Consider the following 18,252-nt stretch of genomic DNA (forward strand, 5'->3'; position numbering starts at 1 on the left):
CCATCCCCTCGCCCACTACCCGCCCAAGGTCGCGCTGTCCACCCTGGCTAACTCCCTTAAGGGCGTCACGGGCCCGGCTGTTGCGCAAGGAGTACCCGGCCCACATCCGCAAATATCTGTGGGGTGGCCACTTCTGGTCCCCCTCCTATTTCGTCGCCTCCTGTGGCGGAGCCCCCTTGTCGATCATCAAGGAGTACATCGAGAACCAGAAGCGTCCGGACCAACGTCCGAACAGAAACCCAAGTCAGGGAAGCGATTCCTCCCGGGCGTAAACGCCCGGGAGTTCCTCGCTAGATGAGGCTGAACATTTCAGTCGGCGGCTACTCGACGCGACATCTCCGGGCGCAGTTCCGGCGGGTGTGCGGCGGGAACAACGGCACCGAGGGCGGAGAGGCGTGCGTCGAGGTCGCGCCCATCCCCGGCGTGGCCGACGCCTTCGCCCTGCGCGTCAGCAAGAACCCGGATGCCGCGCCGCTTCGCTTCAGCGGTGACGAGTTGCGCGCCGCCGGGATGACGGTCAGCCAGCGCGCGGCACGACAAGAAGACGGTCCCCGCCCGCTCGAGACAGGCGGGGATCGTCCTGAATGCACGGGGGACGATCATGCATTTCCACTGCTATGCGTGGGTGGGCGCCGGGGAGGATCTGTGCCGGGAGGGGGAGCGGCGTCCGGGACATCCAGGGTTCGCGACGTCCCCGTTGCCGCCGATGCGGACGTGTGACTGGCTGTTGAAGCGTCGGAGCAGGATCAGTGCCTCGCCCGCCACGGTGGCGGACGCCCTGAGCTGGCTCGCCACGCGGTACAAGGAGGTGGAGCCGACGTTCTCGCACCCCGAGGAGGAGGGCAGGATCGGTCTCGGTTTCCGTTTGGAGGTGGCGGAGGTGGCACTGGCCGGTGGGGTGGACGTGCAGTGGGGGTTCTGGCTGCACGGAGGACGGTTCGCCTCGGCAGGCGTCGTCTGCTGCTCCCCCAACCGCCACGCACCCGCCCACGCCTGCCCCGCCCGCTGACTCGTCCACATCGGCAATGATCAACGGCGGCGCGGGAAGTTCGAGAGGTGTCCCTCGGTCGGGGGCGAAGGGGGCCCACCCCCTTGGGAACACAGCCCGAACGCAAGCGAGGATCCTAGCAGTGACCCGTGCGGCCACTCCTGTTACGGGTGTGGTCGGAGAGGTAAACGCCTGGGTGGGCGTGGCGTTGGCAAATGATGGCTTCAGCAGGGAAATGACGGGTAACGTCGGACCTATGAAGACGAGAATCCTCGCGATCGTGCTGGCCGGTGGCGAGGGCAAGCGCCTGATGCCGCTGACCGCCGACCGCGCCAAGCCCGCGGTGCCCTTCGGCGGGATCTACCGCCTGGTCGACTTCGTCCTGTCGAACCTGGCCAACGGCGGTTACCTCAGGATGGTCGTCCTCACCCAGTACAAGAGCCACAGCCTCGACCGGCACGTCTCGCGGACGTGGCGGATGTCGACCATGCTCGGCAACTACGTCACGCCGGTGCCCGCCCAGCAGCGGCTCGGCCCGCGCTGGTTCGCCGGGTCCGCCGACGCGCTGTTCCAGAACCTGAACCTGATCTACGACGAACTGCCCGAGCACTGCATCGTCTTCGGCGCCGACCACATCTACCGCATGGACCCGCGCCAGATGGTGGAGCAGCACATCGACTCCGGCGCGGACGTGACGGTCGCCGCCATCCGCCAGCCGCTGTCGCTCGCCGACCAGTTCGGGGTGATCGAGACCGACCCGGCCGGGCGCCGGATCGTCGCGTTCCGCGAGAAGCCCACCGACGCCGTGGGCCTGCCGGACGCGCCGGACCAGGTGTACGCCTCGATGGGGAACTACGTCTTCAAGACGCAGGCCATGATCGACGCGCTGCGCGAGGACGCGCTGGACCCGGGCAGCAAGCACGACCTGGGCGGCAATATCATCCCGACGTTCGTGAAGTCGGGTGGCGCGGAGGTGTACGACTTCGCGCACAACGTCGTCCCCGGTTCCACCGACCGCGACCGCGGCTACTGGCGCGACGTCGGGACGCTGGACGCCTACTACGACGCGCACATGGACCTGGTGTCGGTGCACCCGGTGTTCAACCTGTACAACGACCGCTGGCCGATCTACACCGGCCACGACCCGCACCCGCCGGCCAAGTTCGTGCACAACGACGGCGACCGGGTCGGGCGCGCCCTCGAGTCGCTGGTGTCCCCCGGCGTGATCGTCTCCGGCGCCACGGCGTCCCGGTCGATCCTGTCGCCGGGGGTCGTGCTGCACTCCCACTCCCAGGTGGAGGACTCGGTGCTCATGGGCGGGGTCAAGATCGGCCGGGGGGCCATCGTCCGGCGCGCGATCATCGACAAGAACGTGGTCATCCCGGACGGCGCCCGCATCGGCCTGGACGTCGAGTACGACCGCTCGCGCTTCGCCGTGACCCGCGGCGGCGTGGTGGTGATCGGCAAGAACGAGATCGTCGAGCGGTAGCGTGGCCGGCTCCGCCCAGGATCTAGCAGGCATTGCCCGATGACAGGGCTGCGGATGGACAATAAATGACCGATCGGGGGTAGGGCCTTCACTATGACCGGTACGACACGCGGGCCCGACGACATGGGTGATGACGAACAGTTGACCCAGATCGAGGAATGGACCGACAACCTGCCCATCGGTCACGAGATCGTCGAGGACGAGCCCGACGAGCACGGCATCTCGCGCCGGGTGTGGCAGGAGGCCCCCGAGCGCTCCCACACGCCGCGCGAGGAGTACCGCTTCGTCGCCCCGGACGAGGGCGCGCATCCCGACGTGGAGCACGAGGAGTGGGCGCAGGAGGTCGGCGCCGACGACGGGGACCTGTCCGCCGAGGAACGGGCGATGCACATCGAGCGCGACTGACGTTCACGGGGAGTACGCCGGGCCGGGGCCGGAGGGGACCGCCCGGGTGCCGGTCCGATGACGGGAAACCGATCAAGACGGGACCGGGCGGGATATCTCGCGCTAAAGTCCCCGATGTGCGGAGATCACGGCCGTTCTGGCGGCTCACCCCTGCGGAACGCCAGGTCTGGGACGCCTACCCCTCCGGCGCCTGGGTCGACCTGCGCAGCGGCGACCCCGAGGCGGACGACCCGGCGAAGGGCGCCACGTGGGGCCGGCACCGCACGGTGCGCGCCGAAGTCGTCACCGCGCTCATGCTCGGGGCGAACCCCGCCGGACCGGGGCAGGTCGCGGGGCTCCGGCTCGCCGGGGCGCACATCGCGGGCGACCTGAACCTGTCCGACGCGACGCTCACCACCAAGCTGCACCTGCTCAACTGCCACCTGCCCGGCGTGGTCTCGCTGACCGACACCACCGCCAAGGGCCTGCGGTTCCGCGGCTGCGACATCCACCGGATCCGGGCCGCCCGCTGCACGGTCGACGGCCTGCTGGAGCTGGACGCCTCCACGGTCCACGCCGGGGTGCGGCTGGACAACGCCCGCATCGCCGGCCAGTTCCGGCTGGCCCGGGCCACGCTGCACGCGCCGCCACCCATGAGCGGGGCGTCGGAGAGCTACATGGAGGACGTCCGCCGCCCGTTCAGCGAGGCCGAGCGGCGCGAGCGCGGGTGGGACCAGGACCACTGGGCGCTGTGGGCGGGCGGCATGACCGTGGAGGGCGGCGCCTTCTGCCGCGACCTGCGCACCACGGGCGGGCTGCGGATGATCGGCGCCCGCTTCAACAGCGGCCTGTACCTGGAGCGGGCGGTGATCAAGGCCACCGGAAAGCACGCGATCTACGCCGACCACATGCAGGCGTCGAGCGCCGAGTTCAGCGCCGGCTTCACCGCCGAGGGCACGATCCGGCTGCGCGGCGCCCGGGTGGCGGGCGTGCTCTCGTTCGACCAGGCGGTGCTCACCGCCCCCGGCCGCCGCTGCCTGCACCTCAGCCACATGCAGGTCGACGAGCTGATCCTGCGCCCCGCGTCGTTGAGCGGCGAGGTCAACCTGGGCTATTCGCGGATCGGCGTCCTGCTCGACTCCCCGGACGCCTACCCCGACGAGGTGCGGCTCAACGGGTTCGGCTTCGAGTCGCTGCGCGGCGGCACGTCCCTGGCCGACCGCCTGACCTGGCTGGCCCGCGACCCGGAGGGCTACCGGCCGCAGCCCTACGAGCAGCTCGCGGCGTGGTACCGCAGGATCGGCCACGACGCGGAGGCGCGCGCCGTCCTGCTCGCCAAGCAGCGCGCCCGGCGCGCCACCCTGGAAGTCCCCGGCCGGGTGGGCGGCTACGTGCTCGACGTCGCGGTCGGGTACGGGCACCGCGCCTGGCTGGCCGGGGTGTGGTTCGGCCTGCTGCTCGCGGTCGGGACGGTGGTGTTCACGCTGCATCCCCCCGCGCAGGTGGGCCTGGACGAGCGGCGCGTGTTCCACGCCTTCCCCTACACCCTGGACCTGCTGGTCCCGGTGAGCGTCTTCGAGCAGCGGGCCGCCTGGGAGCCGGTCGGCTGGACGCAGTGGCTGGCGAACATCCTGATCGCGTCGGGGTGGATCCTCGCCACGGCGCTCATCGCCGGCGCCACGCGCCTGCTGCGCCCGCAGCAGAACTGAGCCCCGGAGTCCCCGTGGGCTAGCGCACGGGGACGCCGTCGGCCTGGGCGTCGGGGGTGTCGTCGGGGTACGGGCCGCCGGGCGGCCGCAGGGAGCCGGCGCCGGCGCGTACGGGGGGCCTGCCCGCCTCCGCGGCGGAACCGTCCGCCCCGGGGACGGGTGCGCCGCCGCGTCCGGCGCGCGGGAAGTCCTCCACGCGCAGGCGGGGCAGCGCCTCGGGGTAGTGATCGCGGACGTAGGCCACCAGGTGCTCGCGCATGTCGCATTTCAGGTCCCAGACGCTCGGCGCGTCCGAGGCGCTCATCAGGGCGCGCAGCTCGACCAGGCCGTTGGGCTGGATGCCGGTGACCTGGATGGTCCAGTCCTTCTGGTCCCACAGGGGGTGCTCGCGCAGGCGGCGGTAGAGCTCGGTCCGCAGTTCCTCCACGGGCACCGACCAGTCGACGTACAGCATGACGTGCCCGATGACGCGGCTCTCGTAGCGGGTCCAGTTCTCGAACGGCGTCTTGGTGAAGTAGGAGACCGGCAGGATGAGCCGCCGCTCGTCCCACAGCCGCACGACGACGTAGGTGAGCGTCAGCTCCTCGATGCGGCCCCACTCGCCGCCGACCACGACGGCGTCGTCCAGCCGGATGGCGTCGCTGAAGGCGAGCTGCAGCCCGGCGATGAGGTTGCTCAGCGTGGACTGGGCGGCGATGCCCGCGACCACGCCCGCGATACCCGCCGAGGCGAGCAGCCCGGCGCCGAGCGCGCGGACCGCCGGGAAGCTGAACAGCATGGCGCCCATGGACACGATGATGATCACGGCGGCGGCGACGCGGCGGACGAGCGCGATCTGGGTGCGGATGCGCCGCGCCTTGCGGTTGCCCTCTCCCTCGACCGCGCCGAGCCGGTCCAGCACCACGTCGGTCACGGCGTACGCGGCCTGGATGACCAGCCAGGCGACGCAGGCGATGAGTAACAGGGTGACGACCTGCTCGACCACGAGGGTGGCCGTCACGCTGGACATGCCGGGCGCGTACCCGGTGTCGAACGTCACGACGGCCGCGGTCGCGAACGCCGGCCACGTGCACCGCTCGAGGAGCGGGCCCGCCAGGGAGAACCTTCCGTTGACGTGGCGCGACCGCAGCAGCCGCCTGACCAGCTCGACCGCGATCACCGCCGCGAGCACCGCGACCACCAGGAGTATCCAGCTTGCTACCGATGACACAGGCGGCGCCCCTTTCGTCGTCCTTTCCTATCGCGTGCAGGGGAAAGGCGTAAATGGCCAACCATGGCCGCCGGGCACCGGGATCCGGGGCGCTCTCGGATCGAATGATCACAGAGCTACGCGTTTCACACGAGTCAGGGCGCACATAAAGTTCTCCTCCGGCGGCGTACAGGCCTGTGACGGCGGACGTCGCGGGCCCGCCACCGGCGCGGGCCGCGAGGCCACGCGCCGGCTCGGGCGATCCATAGCCAGACATATGGCCATGAATCCCGAAATAGAGTGATACAGATCACACGGAGGAGGGACTCGGTCGGACCACCTTCGGACGAGGACGAAGGGGGCAGGACGACGGGGTCAGAACGCCTCGTCGAAGCTGACGCTGCCCTCCACCGCCACCTGGTAGGCGGAGACCCGCCGCTCGAAGAAGTTCGCCAGCTCCTGCACGTCCTGGAGCTCCATGAAGGCGAACGGGTTGGCCGTCCCGTACCGGATCGGCAGCCCGAGCCGGGCCAGACGGCGGTCGGCGACGTACTCGAGGTACTCGCGCATGCGCTCGGCGCTCATCCCCGCCAGGCCGTCACCGCACAGGTCCCGGGCGAACGCCAGCTCGGCAGCCACCGCCTCCTCGATCATCCGGGTCACCTGGGCGCCCAGCCCGTCGTCGAAAAGGTCCGGCTCCTCGGCGCGCACGGTGTCCACGACCGAGAACGCGAACTCCATGTGCATGGACTCGTCGCGGAACACCCAGTTCGTCCCCGTGGCGAGCCCGCCGAGCAGCCCGCGCGAGCGCAGCCAGTACACGTACGCGAAGGCCCCGTAGAAGAACAGCCCCTCGATGCAGGCGGCGAAGCAGATCAGGTTGAGCAGGAACGCCCGGCGGTCGTCCCGCGTCTCCAGGCGGGCCAGCCCGTTGATGGAGTCGATCCAGCGGAAGCAGAACTCGGCCTTGTCCCTGATGGACGGGATGTGCTCGATCGCCGCGAACGCCTTGGCCCGCTCGTCGTGGTCGGGCAGGTAGGTGTCCAGCAGCGTCAGGTAGAACTGCACGTGCACGGCCTCCTCGAAGAGCTGCCGCGACAGGTACAGCCGCGCCTCGGGGGCGTTGACGTGCTGGTAGAGGTTCAGCACGAGGTTGTTGGCCACGATCGAGTCGCCGGTGGCGAAGAAGGCCACCAGCCGGTTGATCAGGTGCCGCTCCCCCGCGCCGAGTTTGGCGAGGTCGGCGAGGTCGGACTGGAGGTCCACCTCCTCGACCGTCCAGGTGTTGCGGATCGCGGCCCGGTACCGCTCGTAGAACTCCGGGTACCGCATCGGGCGCAGGGTCAGGTTCATGCCGGGGTCGAGCAGCATCACTGGCACGCCTCGCAGATCTCAGGGTTCTCGAGGGAGCACGCCACGGCCTCGGAGACCGCGATCGGCGTGGCGGCGGGTCCGGCTACAGGCCCGGTGAGAGGCTCTGTGGCCGGCTCGGCGGCGACGGTCGTCTGCGCGATGCGGGTGGCCGGACGCGAGCGCAGGTAGTACGTCGTCTTCAGCCCGGCCCGCCAGGCGTAGGCGTACATCGACGACAGCTTGCCGATCGTCGGGGTCGCCATGAACAGGTTCAGCGACTGCGACTGGTCGATGTACGGCTGGCGCGTGGCGGCGAGATCGATCAGCGCCTTCTGCGGCAGCTCCCAGGCGGTGCGGTACAGCACTTTCAGGTCCGCCGGGATGGCCGCGATGTCCTGGACGGAGCCGTCGGCGCGCTTCACCGCGTCCCTGACCTGCGGCGTCCACAGCCCGCGCTCCTGGAGGTCGCGCACCAGGTAGCGGTTGACCTGCAGGAACTCGCCCGACAGGGTCTCGCGCTTGAACACGTTGGACACCTGCGGCTCGACGCACTCGTAGCAGCCGACGATGGAGGCGATGGTGGCCGTAGGCGCGATCGCGATCATCAGCGAGTTGCGCAGCCCGGTGGCCGCGATCCGCTCGCGCAGGGCGGCCCACTCGCCGGGGTGGACGGGCCGCGCCGCCGGGTAGTGGTCCAGGTGCAGGACGCCGCGCGCCGCCCGCGTGTCGGCGTACGAGGGGTGCGCGCCGTCCGCCTCGGCGAGGTCGCAGGACGTCTGGTACGCGGCCAGCGCCATCTCCTCGCTGACGCGGCTGGACAGCGCCAGCGCCTCCGGCGAGTCGAACGGCAGCCGCAGCGCGAAGAACACGTCGGCCAGGCCCATCACCCCGAGCCCGATCGGCCGCCAGCGCTTGTTCGCCGCCTCGGCCTCCGGCGTCGGGTAGAAGCCGCGGTCGATGGACCTGTCGAGGAACCGCACGGCCGTCGCCACCGTGGCGCGCAGCCGCTCCCAGTCGAGCCCGTCCTCCACCAGGTGGGCGGCGAGGTTGACCGAGCCGAGGTTGCACACGGCGGTCTCGGCGTCGCTGGTCACCTCCAGGATCTCGGTGCACAGGTTGGACAGGTGGATGACGTTCCCGGGCAGCGCCGTCTGGTTGGAGGCGCGGTTGGAGGCGTCCTTGAAGGTCATCCAGCCGTTGCCCGTCTGGGCCAGCGTGCGCATCATGCGCCCGTACAGGGCCCTGGCGGGGACCTTCCGGACGTACCGCCCGGCGGCCTCGGCCTCGCGGTAGGCGGCGTCGAACGCCTCGCCCCACAGGTCGGTCAGCTCCGGGACCTCCTTGGGGTCGAACAGCGACCACTCGCCGTCCGCCTCGACCCGGCGCATGAACTCGTCCGGGATCCAGTTGGCCAGGTTCAGGTTGTGGGTGCGGCGGGCCTCCTCGCCGGTGTTGTCGCGCAGTTCGAGGAACTCCTCGACGTCGGCGTGCCACGGTTCGAGGTAGACGCAGGCCGCGCCCTTGCGCCGCCCGCCCTGGTTGACGGCGGCGACGCTCGCGTCCAGCGTGCGCAGCCACGGGACGATGCCGTTGGAGTGCCCGTTGGTGCCCCGGATCAGCGAGCCGCGCGAGCGGATCCGCGTCCAGGCGATGCCGATGCCCCCGGCGTACTTCGACAGGCGCGCCACCTGGCCGTACCGCTCGTAGATCGCGTCCAGCTCGTCGCGCGGCGAGTCCAGCAGGAAGCACGACGAGAGCTGCGGGCGGCGGGTGCCGGAGTTGAACAGCGTCGGCGAGCTCGGCATGTACGACAGCGTGGAGATCAGCCGGTACAGCTCGCCGGCCTCGGCGACGGTGTCCGCCAGGCCGCAGGCCACGCGCAGGAAGAAGTGCTGCGGGCGCTCCAGCACGCCCCGGGTCACGGGGTGGCGCAGCAGGTAGCGGTCGTAGACGGTGCGCAGCCCGAAGTACTCGAAACGGTCGTCGCCGCCGGCGTCCACCAGCCCGTCCAGCACGGCCGCGTTGTCCCGGACGAAGTCCGCCAGGCGGTCCTGGACCAGCCCCGCCGCGTGCGTGGCCGCGACCGACTCGGAGAACGACCGCACGCCGTGCGCGGCGGCCTCATCGGCGATCTCCTCGGCGAGCAGCCGCGCGGCGACGCGGGAGTTGGCGGGGTCGGCGATGACCCGGGCGGCGGCCTCCTCGATGGCGAGCCGCCTGTGCTCGCTCCCCGCCTCCGGCCGGTACACCGGCCGCGAATCCGTCACCGTCACGTGCTGTCTCCTTCGTGCGCTCGGATCACCCCGGAGGAAGGCACGGCGGAGCACGACCGGGCACCCGTGAGCGGGCATGCCGGTCTCCCCGTCCGGCGGCCCTCCCTCGGGGCCTGGACGACGTCACCGGCAGGTCTTCGGACTCGCGGGCGCACCTCACACGCCTACTGGCCGTCGCTTCCCAGGCCGCGGGCGGCCCAGTGCTGATGTGACGGCGGTCGTTCCCGCTCACCGCTGCGGGGCAGTCCCGGATTCGCACCGGATTCCCTCTTGCCTCGCCCCGAGGAGCGAACCAGCGACGAGCATGGATCCTACATCTAGTGTCCGGCCCCGCAACAACCCCTATAGGTTGTGTCGCTCCCATGCACCCAGCGTGACCATCCACCCCCATCCGGGACGTGGAGACGACCGATCGAGCCGACGGGTCACGGCGCGTCGTGGCGCTACACGCGGACGCCGAGGGCGCCGAGGGCGCGGCCGAGGCGGGCGGACTCCACGCCCAGCCATTGGCGGAACTCGTCGCCGTCGAGGTACAGCGGGGTCCAGCCGTTGCGTACGCAGATCGCCTGCCAGCGTGGCGAGTCCGCGACGCCGCGGCACATCAGGGCCAGCGCCGCCCTGTCGGCCTCGGCGAGGTCGCCGGATCCCAGCAGGCCCCGCCAGTTCGCGCAGTACAGGTGGACGTCGGACTCCAGCAGCGTCGGGGCCTCGACGCCGGGCAGGCGGTCGGGCGAGGACACCGCGAGCACCCGCAGCTCCCCCGACCGCACGCGCGGCCGCACCGCCGCGTGCCCGGAGATCGCGACCGGGGCGCGTCCGGCCGCCAGCGCGGCGACGGCCTGCTCGCAGGTCGGATAGGCCGCGTACCGGACCAGGCGCGGGTCGACGCCGAGGCTCTGGGCCAGCATGCCGAGCAGGACGTGGTCGACCCCGCCCGTGTTCCTGCCCGCGACGGCGAGCCGGGACGGGTCGCGCCGCAGCGCGTCGGCGAACGCGCCGAACGTCGTCAGGCGCGAGGCCGCCGGGACGACCAGGAGCTCCCACTCGCCGCAGAGGCGGGCCAGCGGGGTGGTGCCGGCGAAGGCGGTGGCCTGGCGGACGTCCCGCACCGTCCCGACCAGCTCGGGCTCGGCCATCAGCATCATGCCGGGTTGCCGGGCGCGGGTGAACTCGGCCAGCGCCGACTCGAGCGGCCGGTTGACGACCCGCACCGCTCCGGCCAGCGACTCGCGCTCGGCCACTCCTTTGAGTGACCGGGCGATCATGTCCGTCTCGCCTCCCGCCGGCCCGGGCACCACCATCGAGACCGTGGCGGCGGCGAGCCTGCGGGGGTCGGTGGCGCTCCCGCATCCGGTGGCCATTGCGACAAGCCCCGCCCCGAGCGCGAGCACCTGGCGACGACGCATGGTTCACGCCCTTTCCCCCGATATCACCTAAATGCCCAGCTCATCGCCCCCGCACACGGCCCTCACCCCCCTCCACGGACCGGCGGGACCGCCTTCGGCGAAGGCTCGATCCCCCGTGCGGGGGATGGGGTTCCCGATGTGGGGGGAGTCGCCGGGGGCGGGCCGGGCGGGAGCGTGGGGGTGCGCTCAATTCGTATCCCCGCGAAGGAGATCATCGTGTCGACGTCCCAGCAACCGGCGAGTTCGTCGTCGTCGCCCGTCTCGCCCGCCGCTCCGGAGCGCCCTCCGGAGCCTCCCTCACGGACGTCCCCGGGATCGTCCCCCGAAACGGGCTCCGGGACGCCGACCGGAGGAACACGGCGGGGAATCGGGGCCGCCGTCTGGGGCGGTTACGCGGCCGCCGTCTGGGCCGCCGTCTACGGGATCGTGGCCCTCAACTGGACGATTTCCGGCAAAGGCTTCCCCTTCGGACCCGACGCGTTCACCAGATCGTCACCCCTGTTAAGGGAGGTCTCCCCGCAGGCGGGGGCGCCCGTCTTCGCCGCGGTCCTGCTCGTGACCACGGTGGCGCTCCTGGCCATGGCCGGACGGCACGCGGTGATGCCGGGACGCGCCCTGCGGGTCTCACTGCTCGCCTTCGGCTGGACCGTGACGGCCGTCCTGCTGGTCGGCGTGCCGACCGTGGACGTGCTGGCGCTCACCGGCTACGCGCCGATGCTCATCCTCGGCGCCCCGTTCGGATGGCCCTCGGACGTCGACTACTCCCGGGTGCTCGACTGGTCGCTGCTGAACCAGTTCTGGTCCCTGGCGGGCGGATTCCTGCTCGCGTTCGCGGTGCTGTCCTGGCAGCGGCGCAGCCGTGGCGCGTGCTCCCGATGCGGCCGGGACGACGACCACCGGCCCGGGGACGGGCTCCGCGTCCTTGCGTGGAGCCGCCGGGCGACGATCACCGCCGTGGTGATCCCCCTCCTGTACGCCGCGAGCCGCTTCGCCTGGGCCGTGCACATCCCGCTGGGCATCGACGACGCGATGCTGCGCTTTCTGTGGGACTCGGGGGCCGTCTGGGCGGGTTTGGGGCTCGCGAGCTTCGCCACGGTCGGCGCGATCCTCACCCTGGGGCTGGTACGGCGCTGGGGCGAGGTCTTCCCCCGCTGGGTGGTCGGCCTCGCGGGCCGCCGCGTGCCGGTCAAGCTGGCGGTGATCCCGGCGGCGTACGTGGTCCCCATCGTGATCACGGGCGGCATCGGCATCATGACCTCGCCGGAGCTCGTGAACATGACGGGCTACAGCCCCGTCCTCATCGCCACGCACCTGCTCTGGCCGCTGTGGGGCGTCGCCCTCGCCGTCGCGACGTACGCCTACTACCTGCGACGCCGCGGCGCCTGCCGGACCTGCGGACGCGAGGGATGACCGCCATGCGAACGGACCCCGGCCCCCTCGCCCTGGAACCGGGCGGCGTCTCGCGACGGACGGGCGGCACCGGCGACGACCTGGCCGTGTGGACGCGGCGCGCCCTGGCCGAGGTGGAAGATCTGCTGGCCTCGGCCCTGCACAGCCCCGGAGACCCCTTCCTGACCTCCGTCGCCACGCACCTGCTCGGCGCGGGCGGCAAGCGGCTTCGCCCGAGAATCGCCCTGCTCGCCGCGACGTTCGGCGACCCGGACCGGCCCGGAGTGATCCGCGCGGCGCCCGCCTCGTCAGCGGGCAGATCCGCGAAATCGCCGGCGCGCAGGACGCCGCCGGCCCGAACCAGCACACGCGAGGCGGCGTCCCGAAGCCGGACTCCACCGTGCGAGACAGCGGTCCGGGGGGACGTCGCGGCGTGGGGCACGGGGACCCTGAGCGGTACCACATGAGTGTCATCGCCGACAAGACCGCCGCGCTGTTCGCGCTGGCCGCGCGGCTCGGGGCGCACGCCGCGGGGGCGCGCCCCGAGCTCCGCGACGCGCTGGGCGAGTTCGCGGAGGCGTACGGCATCGCCTTCCAGTTGTGCGACGACGTGCTCGACATCGCCGAGCCGTCCTCGCGCGCGGGCAAACCGGCGGGCGCGGACCTGCGGCAGGGCGTTCCGACGCTGCCGATGCTGCGGGCCCTGCGGGGGCGGGGCCGCGGACCGGCGCGGCTGCGCAGGCTGGTGGCCCGGGGGCCGATCACGGACGCGAACCGCCTGGCCGCCGTGACCCGCCTGCTGCGGGACTCCTCCGGCCTCGCCCAGGCCCGTGCCGAGGTCGAGCGGTACGCGGACCGGGCCCGCCGCGCCCTCGGCGCCCTGCCGGACTCCCCCGCGCGCGCCGCCCTCGACGGCATGTGCGACGAGCTCGTGTCCCGCGCGTCCGGCCGTCCGGCCTCCGAGGCGGGCTCTCGGGCTCACCCCTCGGGGCTGACGAAGCCGGACTCGTAGGCGGCGATCACGGCCTGCGTGCGGTCGCGGACGGCGAGTTTGGTGAGGATGTTCCCGACATGGGTCTTGACGGTCTCGGCCCCGACCACCAGGTGGGCGGCGATCTCGGCGTTGGACAGGCCTGTCGCCATGAGCCGCAGGACGTCCTCCTCCCGGTCGGTGAGCCGGGCGCGGCGCAGCCGGTCGGCGGCCGGGCCCGTGGCCGCGGGCCCTCGCCCGTGGGAGCCGGCCAGGCGGCGGATCGCGGCGGGGAACACCAGGGACTCGCCCCGTGCCACCACCCGCACGGCCTGTACGACCTCCGCCGGGCGGGCGCGCTTCAGCAGGAAACCGTTCGCGCCCGCCCGCAACGCCTCGTACACGTGGTCGTCGTTCTCGAACGTGGTGACGACGAGCACCTTCGGGGGCGCGGCGGAGGCGGCCAGCAGGCGGCGCGTCGCCTCGATGCCGTCGATGGCGGGCATCCGCACGTCCATGAGCAGGACGTCGGGCCGGGAGCGCGCCACCATCGCCATCACCTCGGCGCCGTCGGCCGCCTCGCCCACGACCTCCAGATCGGGCTGCGCGTCGACGATGACGCGCAGCCCGACCCGGATCAGCTCCTCGTCGTCGACGATGGCCACGCGGATCGCCGTCACACCGCCCTCCCTGCCGCGCCGACGGGCGAGATCACCGTCACACCACCTTCCGAAGCGGGCAAGGCCCGGACGCCCGGCAGCCGGAGCAAGGCATCGGGAACCGGACGGAAAGCGGGCGGATTCATCGGGGCGGCTCCACCGGGAGGCGTACCGACACCTTCCACTGCCCGCCGTCCGGCCCGGCGGTCATGGAGCCGCCCAGGATCGTCACCCGCTCCCTCATCCCCGCGAGCCCCCGCCCGCCCTCGCGGGCCGCGGGGACGCCGGTCACGGGGTTGGTCACCTCGATGGCGAGCGCGCGGGCGTCGGCGGCGACGCGCAACGCCACGGGGACCGGCCCGGCGTGCCGCAGTACGTTGGTGAGGCTCTCCTGGATGATGCGGTACCCCTCGCGCGACACGGAGGCGGGCAGATCGTCCACCGGCCCCTCGACCTGGGCGCGCACGTCGACGCCGGTGCCGCGCGAGTGCTCGACGAGACGGCGCAGCCCGCCCAGCCGGTGCTCGGGCGCGCGATCCGCGGACGAGCCGTCCCCCGGACGGGGGCCGACGCCGGTGGTCCCCGGCAGGGCGTCGCCGTCGCCGGCGGGGTCGCGTTCGCGCAGCATGCCGAGCACGCGGTCCAGGTCCTCCGCCGCGGCGCGGCCGGTCTCCTCGATGGCGGCGAGCGCGCGGCCGGCGAACTCCGGGTCGGTGCGCAGCAGCTCGCGCGCGGCGGCGGCCTGTAACGTCGTCACCGTCAGCGCGTGGCCGATGGAGTCGTGAAGCTCGCGGGCCAGGCGGTTGCGCTCGGCCAGCCTGGCGGCGCGCGCCTCCAGCGCGGCGATCCGCTCGGCGGAGGACGGGCCGAGCAGCACCGGCGCCATCACCGCCGCGAGGCCGCCGAGCCCGGCGACGGCGTAGAGCACACCGACCAGCATGAGGACGCCGAGCAGCCCGAGCCACGGGCCGTCCTGCCGGCCCAGCGGCCCGAGCCGCAGCCCGTCGAGCGCACCGCTCACGACGCCCAGCGACTCGACGGCGAACGCCAGCCCCATCACCAGCGGGATGAGCAGCAGCAACCCGACCAGTCCCCCGGCGGCCAGGTGGACGGCGAACCACAGGGCCGCCCGCAGGCGGGTCTCGCGCGCCGCCCTGCCGGGCTCGGCCGTCACCGGCGGGTCGGGAAGGGCCACGCCGAGCAGCGAGCGGGCCGCCGCGATCTCCAGGGCGCGGGTGCCGCGCAGGAACGGCGGCACCAGGCCGATCACTGCCACCAGGGCGAGCACGAGCACGAGCAGCCCGTACGGTTCGCCGGGGACGGCGAACATGCCGGCGAAGGCCACGCCGAGCAGGATGTACGGCAGGAGCAGGACCGCGCCGAGCAGCAGGTGGACGGCGCGCCGGTAGGTCGTTCCGCTGACGAGCGGGGCGACCAGGGCACGAATCCACACGCCCTCCATTCTCCCAGACCACCCCACCCCGGCCATGCCGTAGCGCGGCCAGGGCCGCCGAGCGGCTGACGAGTCAGACGCGCAGGACCAGGTCTCGCCGTGGGCGCGGGACGTGGGCGACCGTCACGGGCGGCCGAGGGTTCGTCAGCGGTGGCGGGGGCGGGGCTTCAGGCGCGTGCCGGGCAGAGCCGGGGCGGGCAGCGGCGCGCCGTCGAAGCCCTCGACGGTGCCGAACGCGCCGCCCTCCGCCCATTCCTTGCGGAACCGCTCGATCTCCTCGTGGGTGCGGCCGACGAAGTTCCACCACATGACGAGCTGTTCCTCGAACGGCTCGCCGCCGAGCAACAGCACCCGGCTCGCCGGCCCCGCGGCGACGGCCAGCTCCGTCCGCCCCTGCCCGAGGTACAGCAGCGGCCCCGGTTCCAGGGCCTCGCCGTCCACCTCGGCCGCGCCGGCCAGCACCAGCGCGGCGTACTCGAAGTCCGGCCGGACGGGCAGTGTGACCGCCGCCCCCGCCTCCAGGGCCACCTCGGCGCCGACCAGCGGGGTGTAGGCGCGGGCGGGTGAGGTCGCCCCGCCGAGCTCGCCGATGATGACGGTGGTCGTTACGCCCGGCGCGGTCAGCACGGGCAGGTCGGGGTGGTGGTCGAACGCCGGGTCGGTGTGCCGGGACCCGTCGGGCAGCGCCACCCAGAGCTGGACTCCGTGCAACACGCCCTCCGCGGGCGACTCCTCGGCGTGGGAGATCGCGCGGCCGGCCGTCATGAGGTTCAGCCGCCCCGGGGTGATCACCTGCTCGCTGCCGAGGCTGTCGCGGTGCAGGACCTCCCCTTCGAGCAACCAGGTGACCGTCTGGAGGCCGGTGTGCGGGTGGGGGGCCACCCGCATGGCGGCGGGCTCGGGGCCATAGTGGTCGACGAAGCACCACGCGCCGACCATGCGGCGGTCGCGGCTCGGGAGGGTGCGGGTCACCTTCATGCCCCGGGTGCCGCCGAGGACGACGTCCCGGCCCTCCAGCAGCTCGTGCGCGGGCCCGCCGGCCCGCGCCTCGCACACCGTCTCCTGCGGATCGCTTTCCAGGTTGCTCACCCGATCGACTGTACGGCCCCCGGCCGTGCCCCCCGCGGTGGGCCGGGACCGCGGCCCCAGGCTGCGTAAGAGGGCGGATGTCACTCGACGGTGACGCTCTTGGCCAGATTGCGCGGCTTGTCGACGTCGCGTTCGAGGGCGACGGCCGCGTGGTAGGCGAAGAGCTGGAGGGGGATGCCGAGGAGGATCGGGTCCAGCTCGACCTCGTTCTTCGGCACCACGATGACGTCGTCGGCCAGCTTGGCGTCCTGCTCGCGGTGACCGATCATGAGCACCTTGCCGCCGCGGGCGCGGATCTCGCCGAGGGTGGTGAGGTTCTTGTCGAGCAGCTCGTCGTCGGGCACGACCGCCACGGTCGGCATGTCCGGGCCGATCAGCGCCAGCGGGCCGTGCTTCAGCTCGCTCGCCGGGTACGCCTCGGCGTGCACGTACGAGATCTCCTTGAGCTTCTGGGCGCCCTCGCGGGCCACCGGGTAGCCGCGCACCCGGCCGACGAACATCATCCCGGGGTGGGGGGCGTACTTGCTGGCGAGGGCGGCGATGGCGTCGCTCTGCTCGACGATCCGCTCGATCTGCTCGGGGAGCCGCCTGAGCCCGTCGGCGATGCGCCGGCCGTCGGACGGGGAAAGGTCGCGGACGCGGCCGAAGTGCAGCGCGATCAGGGCGAACGCGACGGCCGTCGAGGTGAACGCCTTGGTCGAGGCCACCGAGACCTCCGGCCCGGCGTGCAGGTAGACGCCGCCGTCCACCTCCCGCGCGATCGCGCTGCCGACCGCGTTGACGACGCCGAGGACGCGCCCGCCCTTGCGCTTCAGCTCCTGCACGGCGGCGAGCGTGTCGTAGGTCTCCCCCGACTGGCTGACGGCGACGTACAGCGTGTCGTGCTCGACCACGGGGCTGCGGTAGCGGAACTCGGAGGCGGGCTCGGCGTCGGCGGGAATGCGGGCGAGCTCCTCGATGAGCTGGGCGCCGATCTGCCCGGCGTAGTAGGCGGAGCCACAGCCGATGATCTTGACGCGGCGGAACGCGCGGGTCTCGCGGGGGTCGAGGTTGAGCCCGCCCAGGTGGGCGATGTGGAACCGGTCATCGAGGCGCCCGCGCAGCGTGCGCGCCACCGACTCGGGCTGGTCGGAGATCTCCTTGAGCAGGTAGTGCTCGAACCCGCCGGTGTCGTAGTGCCCAGCGTCCCAGTCGACGGTCAGCGGCTCCTTGGAGGTGACGCGGGCGTCCATGGTGAAGGTGTGGAAGCCGTCGGCCTTCAGCACGGCGAGCTCGCCGTCCTCCAGGTGGACGACCTGGCGGGTGTAGCGGACCAGCGCGGCGACGTCGGAGGCGCAGAACATCTCCTTCTCACCGATGCCGATCACGATCGGGCTGCCGTTGCGGGCGACGACGATCTCGGAGCCGCGCTCGGCGTCCATGACGGCGATGCCGTAGGTGCCGACGACGCTCTTCAGCGCCTCCCTGACGGCCTCCTCCAGGGAGTCGGAGTCCTGGACGATGCGGGCGATCAGGTGGGCGAGCACCTCGGTGTCGGTCTCGGAGACGAACACGGCGCCGTCGGCGATGAGCTTGGCGCGCAGTTCGTCGGCGTTCTCGATGATGCCGTTGTGGACGACCGCGATGCGCTCCTTGGTGTCCAGGTGGGGGTGGGCGTTGACGTCGTTGGGCACGCCGTGCGTGGCCCAGCGGGTGTGCCCGATGCCGAGGCCGCCCTTGAACCGCGCGGGTACGGCGGCGGCGAGGTCGGCGACCCTGCCCTTGACCTTGCGTACCTTCAGCCCTTTGTTGTTCACCACGAGACCGGCCGAGTCGTAGCCTCGGTACTCCAGGCGCTGCAGCCCTTCCAAAAGGATCGGCGCCGCGTCCTTGGGCCCGATGTAAGCGACGATTCCGCACAT

The 18,252-nt window shown here is 72.4% G+C and carries 17 protein-coding genes and 1 riboswitch; of the genes, 9 read left to right on the forward strand and 8 right to left on the reverse strand.

From position 1 onward, the window contains the following. The first annotated feature begins 2 nt into the window (after nt 1-2). From AB0M95_RS03630 to AB0M95_RS03655, 6 genes are all read left to right on the forward strand, one after another. Entirely contained in the window at nt 3-272 is a 270-nt protein-coding gene (locus AB0M95_RS03630) for a transposase (protein ID WP_363759141.1), read from the forward strand. A 22-nt stretch (nt 273-294) separates the two neighbouring features. After that, entirely contained in the window at nt 295-720 is a 426-nt protein-coding gene (locus AB0M95_RS03635; protein WP_363758903.1) for a DUF397 domain-containing protein, read from the forward strand. Nucleotides 721-727: 7 nt separating this feature from the next. Beyond that, nucleotides 728-1,009: a hypothetical protein gene (locus AB0M95_RS03640; RefSeq protein WP_363758906.1), complete on the forward strand. Its 282-nt coding sequence runs from the start codon at nt 728-730 to the stop codon at nt 1,007-1,009. Nucleotides 1,010-1,244: 235 nt separating this feature from the next. Further along, nucleotides 1,245-2,477: a glucose-1-phosphate adenylyltransferase gene (glgC, locus tag AB0M95_RS03645; RefSeq protein ID WP_358522188.1), complete on the forward strand. Its 1,233-nt coding sequence runs from the start codon at nt 1,245-1,247 to the stop codon at nt 2,475-2,477. Nucleotides 2,478-2,570: 93 nt separating this feature from the next. After that, nucleotides 2,571-2,882: a DUF5709 domain-containing protein gene (locus AB0M95_RS03650; protein WP_358522185.1), complete on the forward strand. Its 312-nt coding sequence runs from the start codon at nt 2,571-2,573 to the stop codon at nt 2,880-2,882. Between the two features lie 116 nt (nt 2,883-2,998). Next, a complete protein-coding gene (locus tag AB0M95_RS03655; protein WP_363758909.1) occupies nt 2,999-4,570 on the forward strand; it encodes a hypothetical protein in 1,572 nt (523 codons plus the stop codon). Between the two features lie 19 nt (nt 4,571-4,589). On the opposite strand, the gene AB0M95_RS03660 is transcribed toward AB0M95_RS03655, so the two are convergent. From AB0M95_RS03660 to AB0M95_RS03675, 4 genes are all read right to left on the reverse strand, one after another. Continuing rightward, nucleotides 4,590-5,780 (reverse strand): mechanosensitive ion channel domain-containing protein, encoded by a 1,191-nt coding sequence (locus AB0M95_RS03660; RefSeq protein WP_363758912.1) that lies wholly within the window; start codon nt 5,778-5,780, stop codon nt 4,590-4,592. A 354-nt stretch (nt 5,781-6,134) separates the two neighbouring features. After that, on the reverse strand, nt 6,135-7,130 hold the full coding sequence (locus tag AB0M95_RS03665; RefSeq protein WP_363759144.1) for a ribonucleotide-diphosphate reductase subunit beta: 996 nt from the start codon (nt 7,128-7,130) through the stop codon (nt 6,135-6,137). After that, nucleotides 7,130-9,385, reverse strand: coding sequence for a ribonucleoside-diphosphate reductase subunit alpha (locus AB0M95_RS03670; RefSeq protein WP_363758915.1), 2,256 nt, complete (start codon nt 9,383-9,385; stop codon nt 7,130-7,132). The genes AB0M95_RS03665 and AB0M95_RS03670 overlap by 1 nt, the downstream gene beginning before the upstream one ends. Before the next feature lie 110 nt (nt 9,386-9,495). Beyond that, nucleotides 9,496-9,697, reverse strand: a riboswitch (cobalamin riboswitch). Nucleotides 9,698-9,828: 131 nt separating this feature from the next. Then, the gene (locus tag AB0M95_RS03675) at nt 9,829-10,791 is read right to left on the reverse strand and encodes a tripartite tricarboxylate transporter substrate-binding protein (RefSeq protein WP_363758918.1); all 963 of its coding nucleotides are present in this window, start codon (nt 10,789-10,791) and stop codon (nt 9,829-9,831) included. A gap of 216 nt (nt 10,792-11,007) precedes the next feature. On the opposite strand from AB0M95_RS03675, the gene AB0M95_RS03680 reads away from it, so the two are divergent. From AB0M95_RS03680 to AB0M95_RS03690, 3 genes are read left to right on the forward strand one after another with little or no spacing between them, the layout of a single operon-like run. Continuing rightward, the gene (locus tag AB0M95_RS03680; RefSeq protein ID WP_363758921.1) at nt 11,008-12,201 is read left to right on the forward strand and encodes a hypothetical protein; all 1,194 of its coding nucleotides are present in this window, start codon (nt 11,008-11,010) and stop codon (nt 12,199-12,201) included. 5 nt (nt 12,202-12,206) lie between these two features. Then, nucleotides 12,207-12,647 carry a hypothetical protein gene (locus tag AB0M95_RS03685; protein ID WP_363758924.1) on the forward strand — a complete coding sequence of 147 codons (441 nt, stop codon included), beginning with the start codon at nt 12,207-12,209 and terminating at the stop codon, nt 12,645-12,647. After that, nucleotides 12,644-13,192 (forward strand): polyprenyl synthetase family protein, encoded by a 549-nt coding sequence (locus AB0M95_RS03690; RefSeq protein ID WP_363758926.1) that lies wholly within the window; start codon nt 12,644-12,646, stop codon nt 13,190-13,192. Before AB0M95_RS03685 ends, AB0M95_RS03690 begins: the two co-directional genes overlap by 4 nt. On the opposite strand, the gene AB0M95_RS03695 is transcribed toward AB0M95_RS03690, so the two are convergent. The 4 genes from AB0M95_RS03695 to glmS form a co-directional block, all read right to left on the reverse strand. Continuing rightward, entirely contained in the window at nt 13,159-13,830 is a 672-nt protein-coding gene (locus tag AB0M95_RS03695) for a response regulator transcription factor (protein WP_363758929.1), read from the reverse strand. The genes AB0M95_RS03690 and AB0M95_RS03695 overlap by 34 nt on opposite strands. 121 nt (nt 13,831-13,951) lie before the next feature. Further along, nucleotides 13,952-15,262 carry a histidine kinase gene (locus tag AB0M95_RS03700; protein WP_363758932.1) on the reverse strand — a complete coding sequence of 437 codons (1,311 nt, stop codon included), beginning with the start codon at nt 15,260-15,262 and terminating at the stop codon, nt 13,952-13,954. A 144-nt stretch (nt 15,263-15,406) separates the two neighbouring features. Further along, nucleotides 15,407-16,351 carry a pirin family protein gene (locus tag AB0M95_RS03705; RefSeq protein WP_363758935.1) on the reverse strand — a complete coding sequence of 315 codons (945 nt, stop codon included), beginning with the start codon at nt 16,349-16,351 and terminating at the stop codon, nt 15,407-15,409. An 80-nt stretch (nt 16,352-16,431) separates the two neighbouring features. Next, nucleotides 16,432-18,252 carry a glutamine--fructose-6-phosphate transaminase (isomerizing) gene (glmS, locus tag AB0M95_RS03710; RefSeq protein WP_363758938.1) on the reverse strand — a complete coding sequence of 607 codons (1,821 nt, stop codon included), beginning with the start codon at nt 18,250-18,252 and terminating at the stop codon, nt 16,432-16,434.

Source organism: Sphaerisporangium sp. NPDC051017, from assembly GCF_040683095.1.
In the GTDB taxonomy this organism is placed as follows: Bacteria; Actinomycetota; Actinomycetes; order Streptosporangiales; family Streptosporangiaceae; genus Sphaerisporangium.

Excerpts from the sequence above, each read along its gene's own strand:
- AB0M95_RS03650 (WP_358522185.1), top strand. The coding sequence starts at position 2,571 with ATGACCGGTACGACACGCGGGCCCGACGACATGGGTGATGACGAACAG.
- AB0M95_RS03635 (WP_363758903.1), top strand. The coding sequence starts at position 295 with ATGAGGCTGAACATTTCAGTCGGCGGCTACTCGACGCGACATCTCCGG.
- AB0M95_RS03690 (WP_363758926.1), top strand. The coding sequence starts at position 12,644 with ATGAGTGTCATCGCCGACAAGACCGCCGCGCTGTTCGCGCTGGCCGCG.
- AB0M95_RS03675 (WP_363758918.1), bottom strand. The coding sequence starts at position 10,791 with ATGCGTCGTCGCCAGGTGCTCGCGCTCGGGGCGGGGCTTGTCGCAATG.
- AB0M95_RS03665 (WP_363759144.1), bottom strand. The coding sequence starts at position 7,130 with ATGCTGCTCGACCCCGGCATGAACCTGACCCTGCGCCCGATGCGGTAC.
- AB0M95_RS03685 (WP_363758924.1), top strand. The coding sequence starts at position 12,207 with ATGCGAACGGACCCCGGCCCCCTCGCCCTGGAACCGGGCGGCGTCTCG.
- glgC (WP_358522188.1), top strand. The coding sequence starts at position 1,245 with ATGAAGACGAGAATCCTCGCGATCGTGCTGGCCGGTGGCGAGGGCAAG.
- glmS (WP_363758938.1), bottom strand. The coding sequence starts at position 18,252 with ATGTGCGGAATCGTCGCTTACATCGGGCCCAAGGACGCGGCGCCGATC.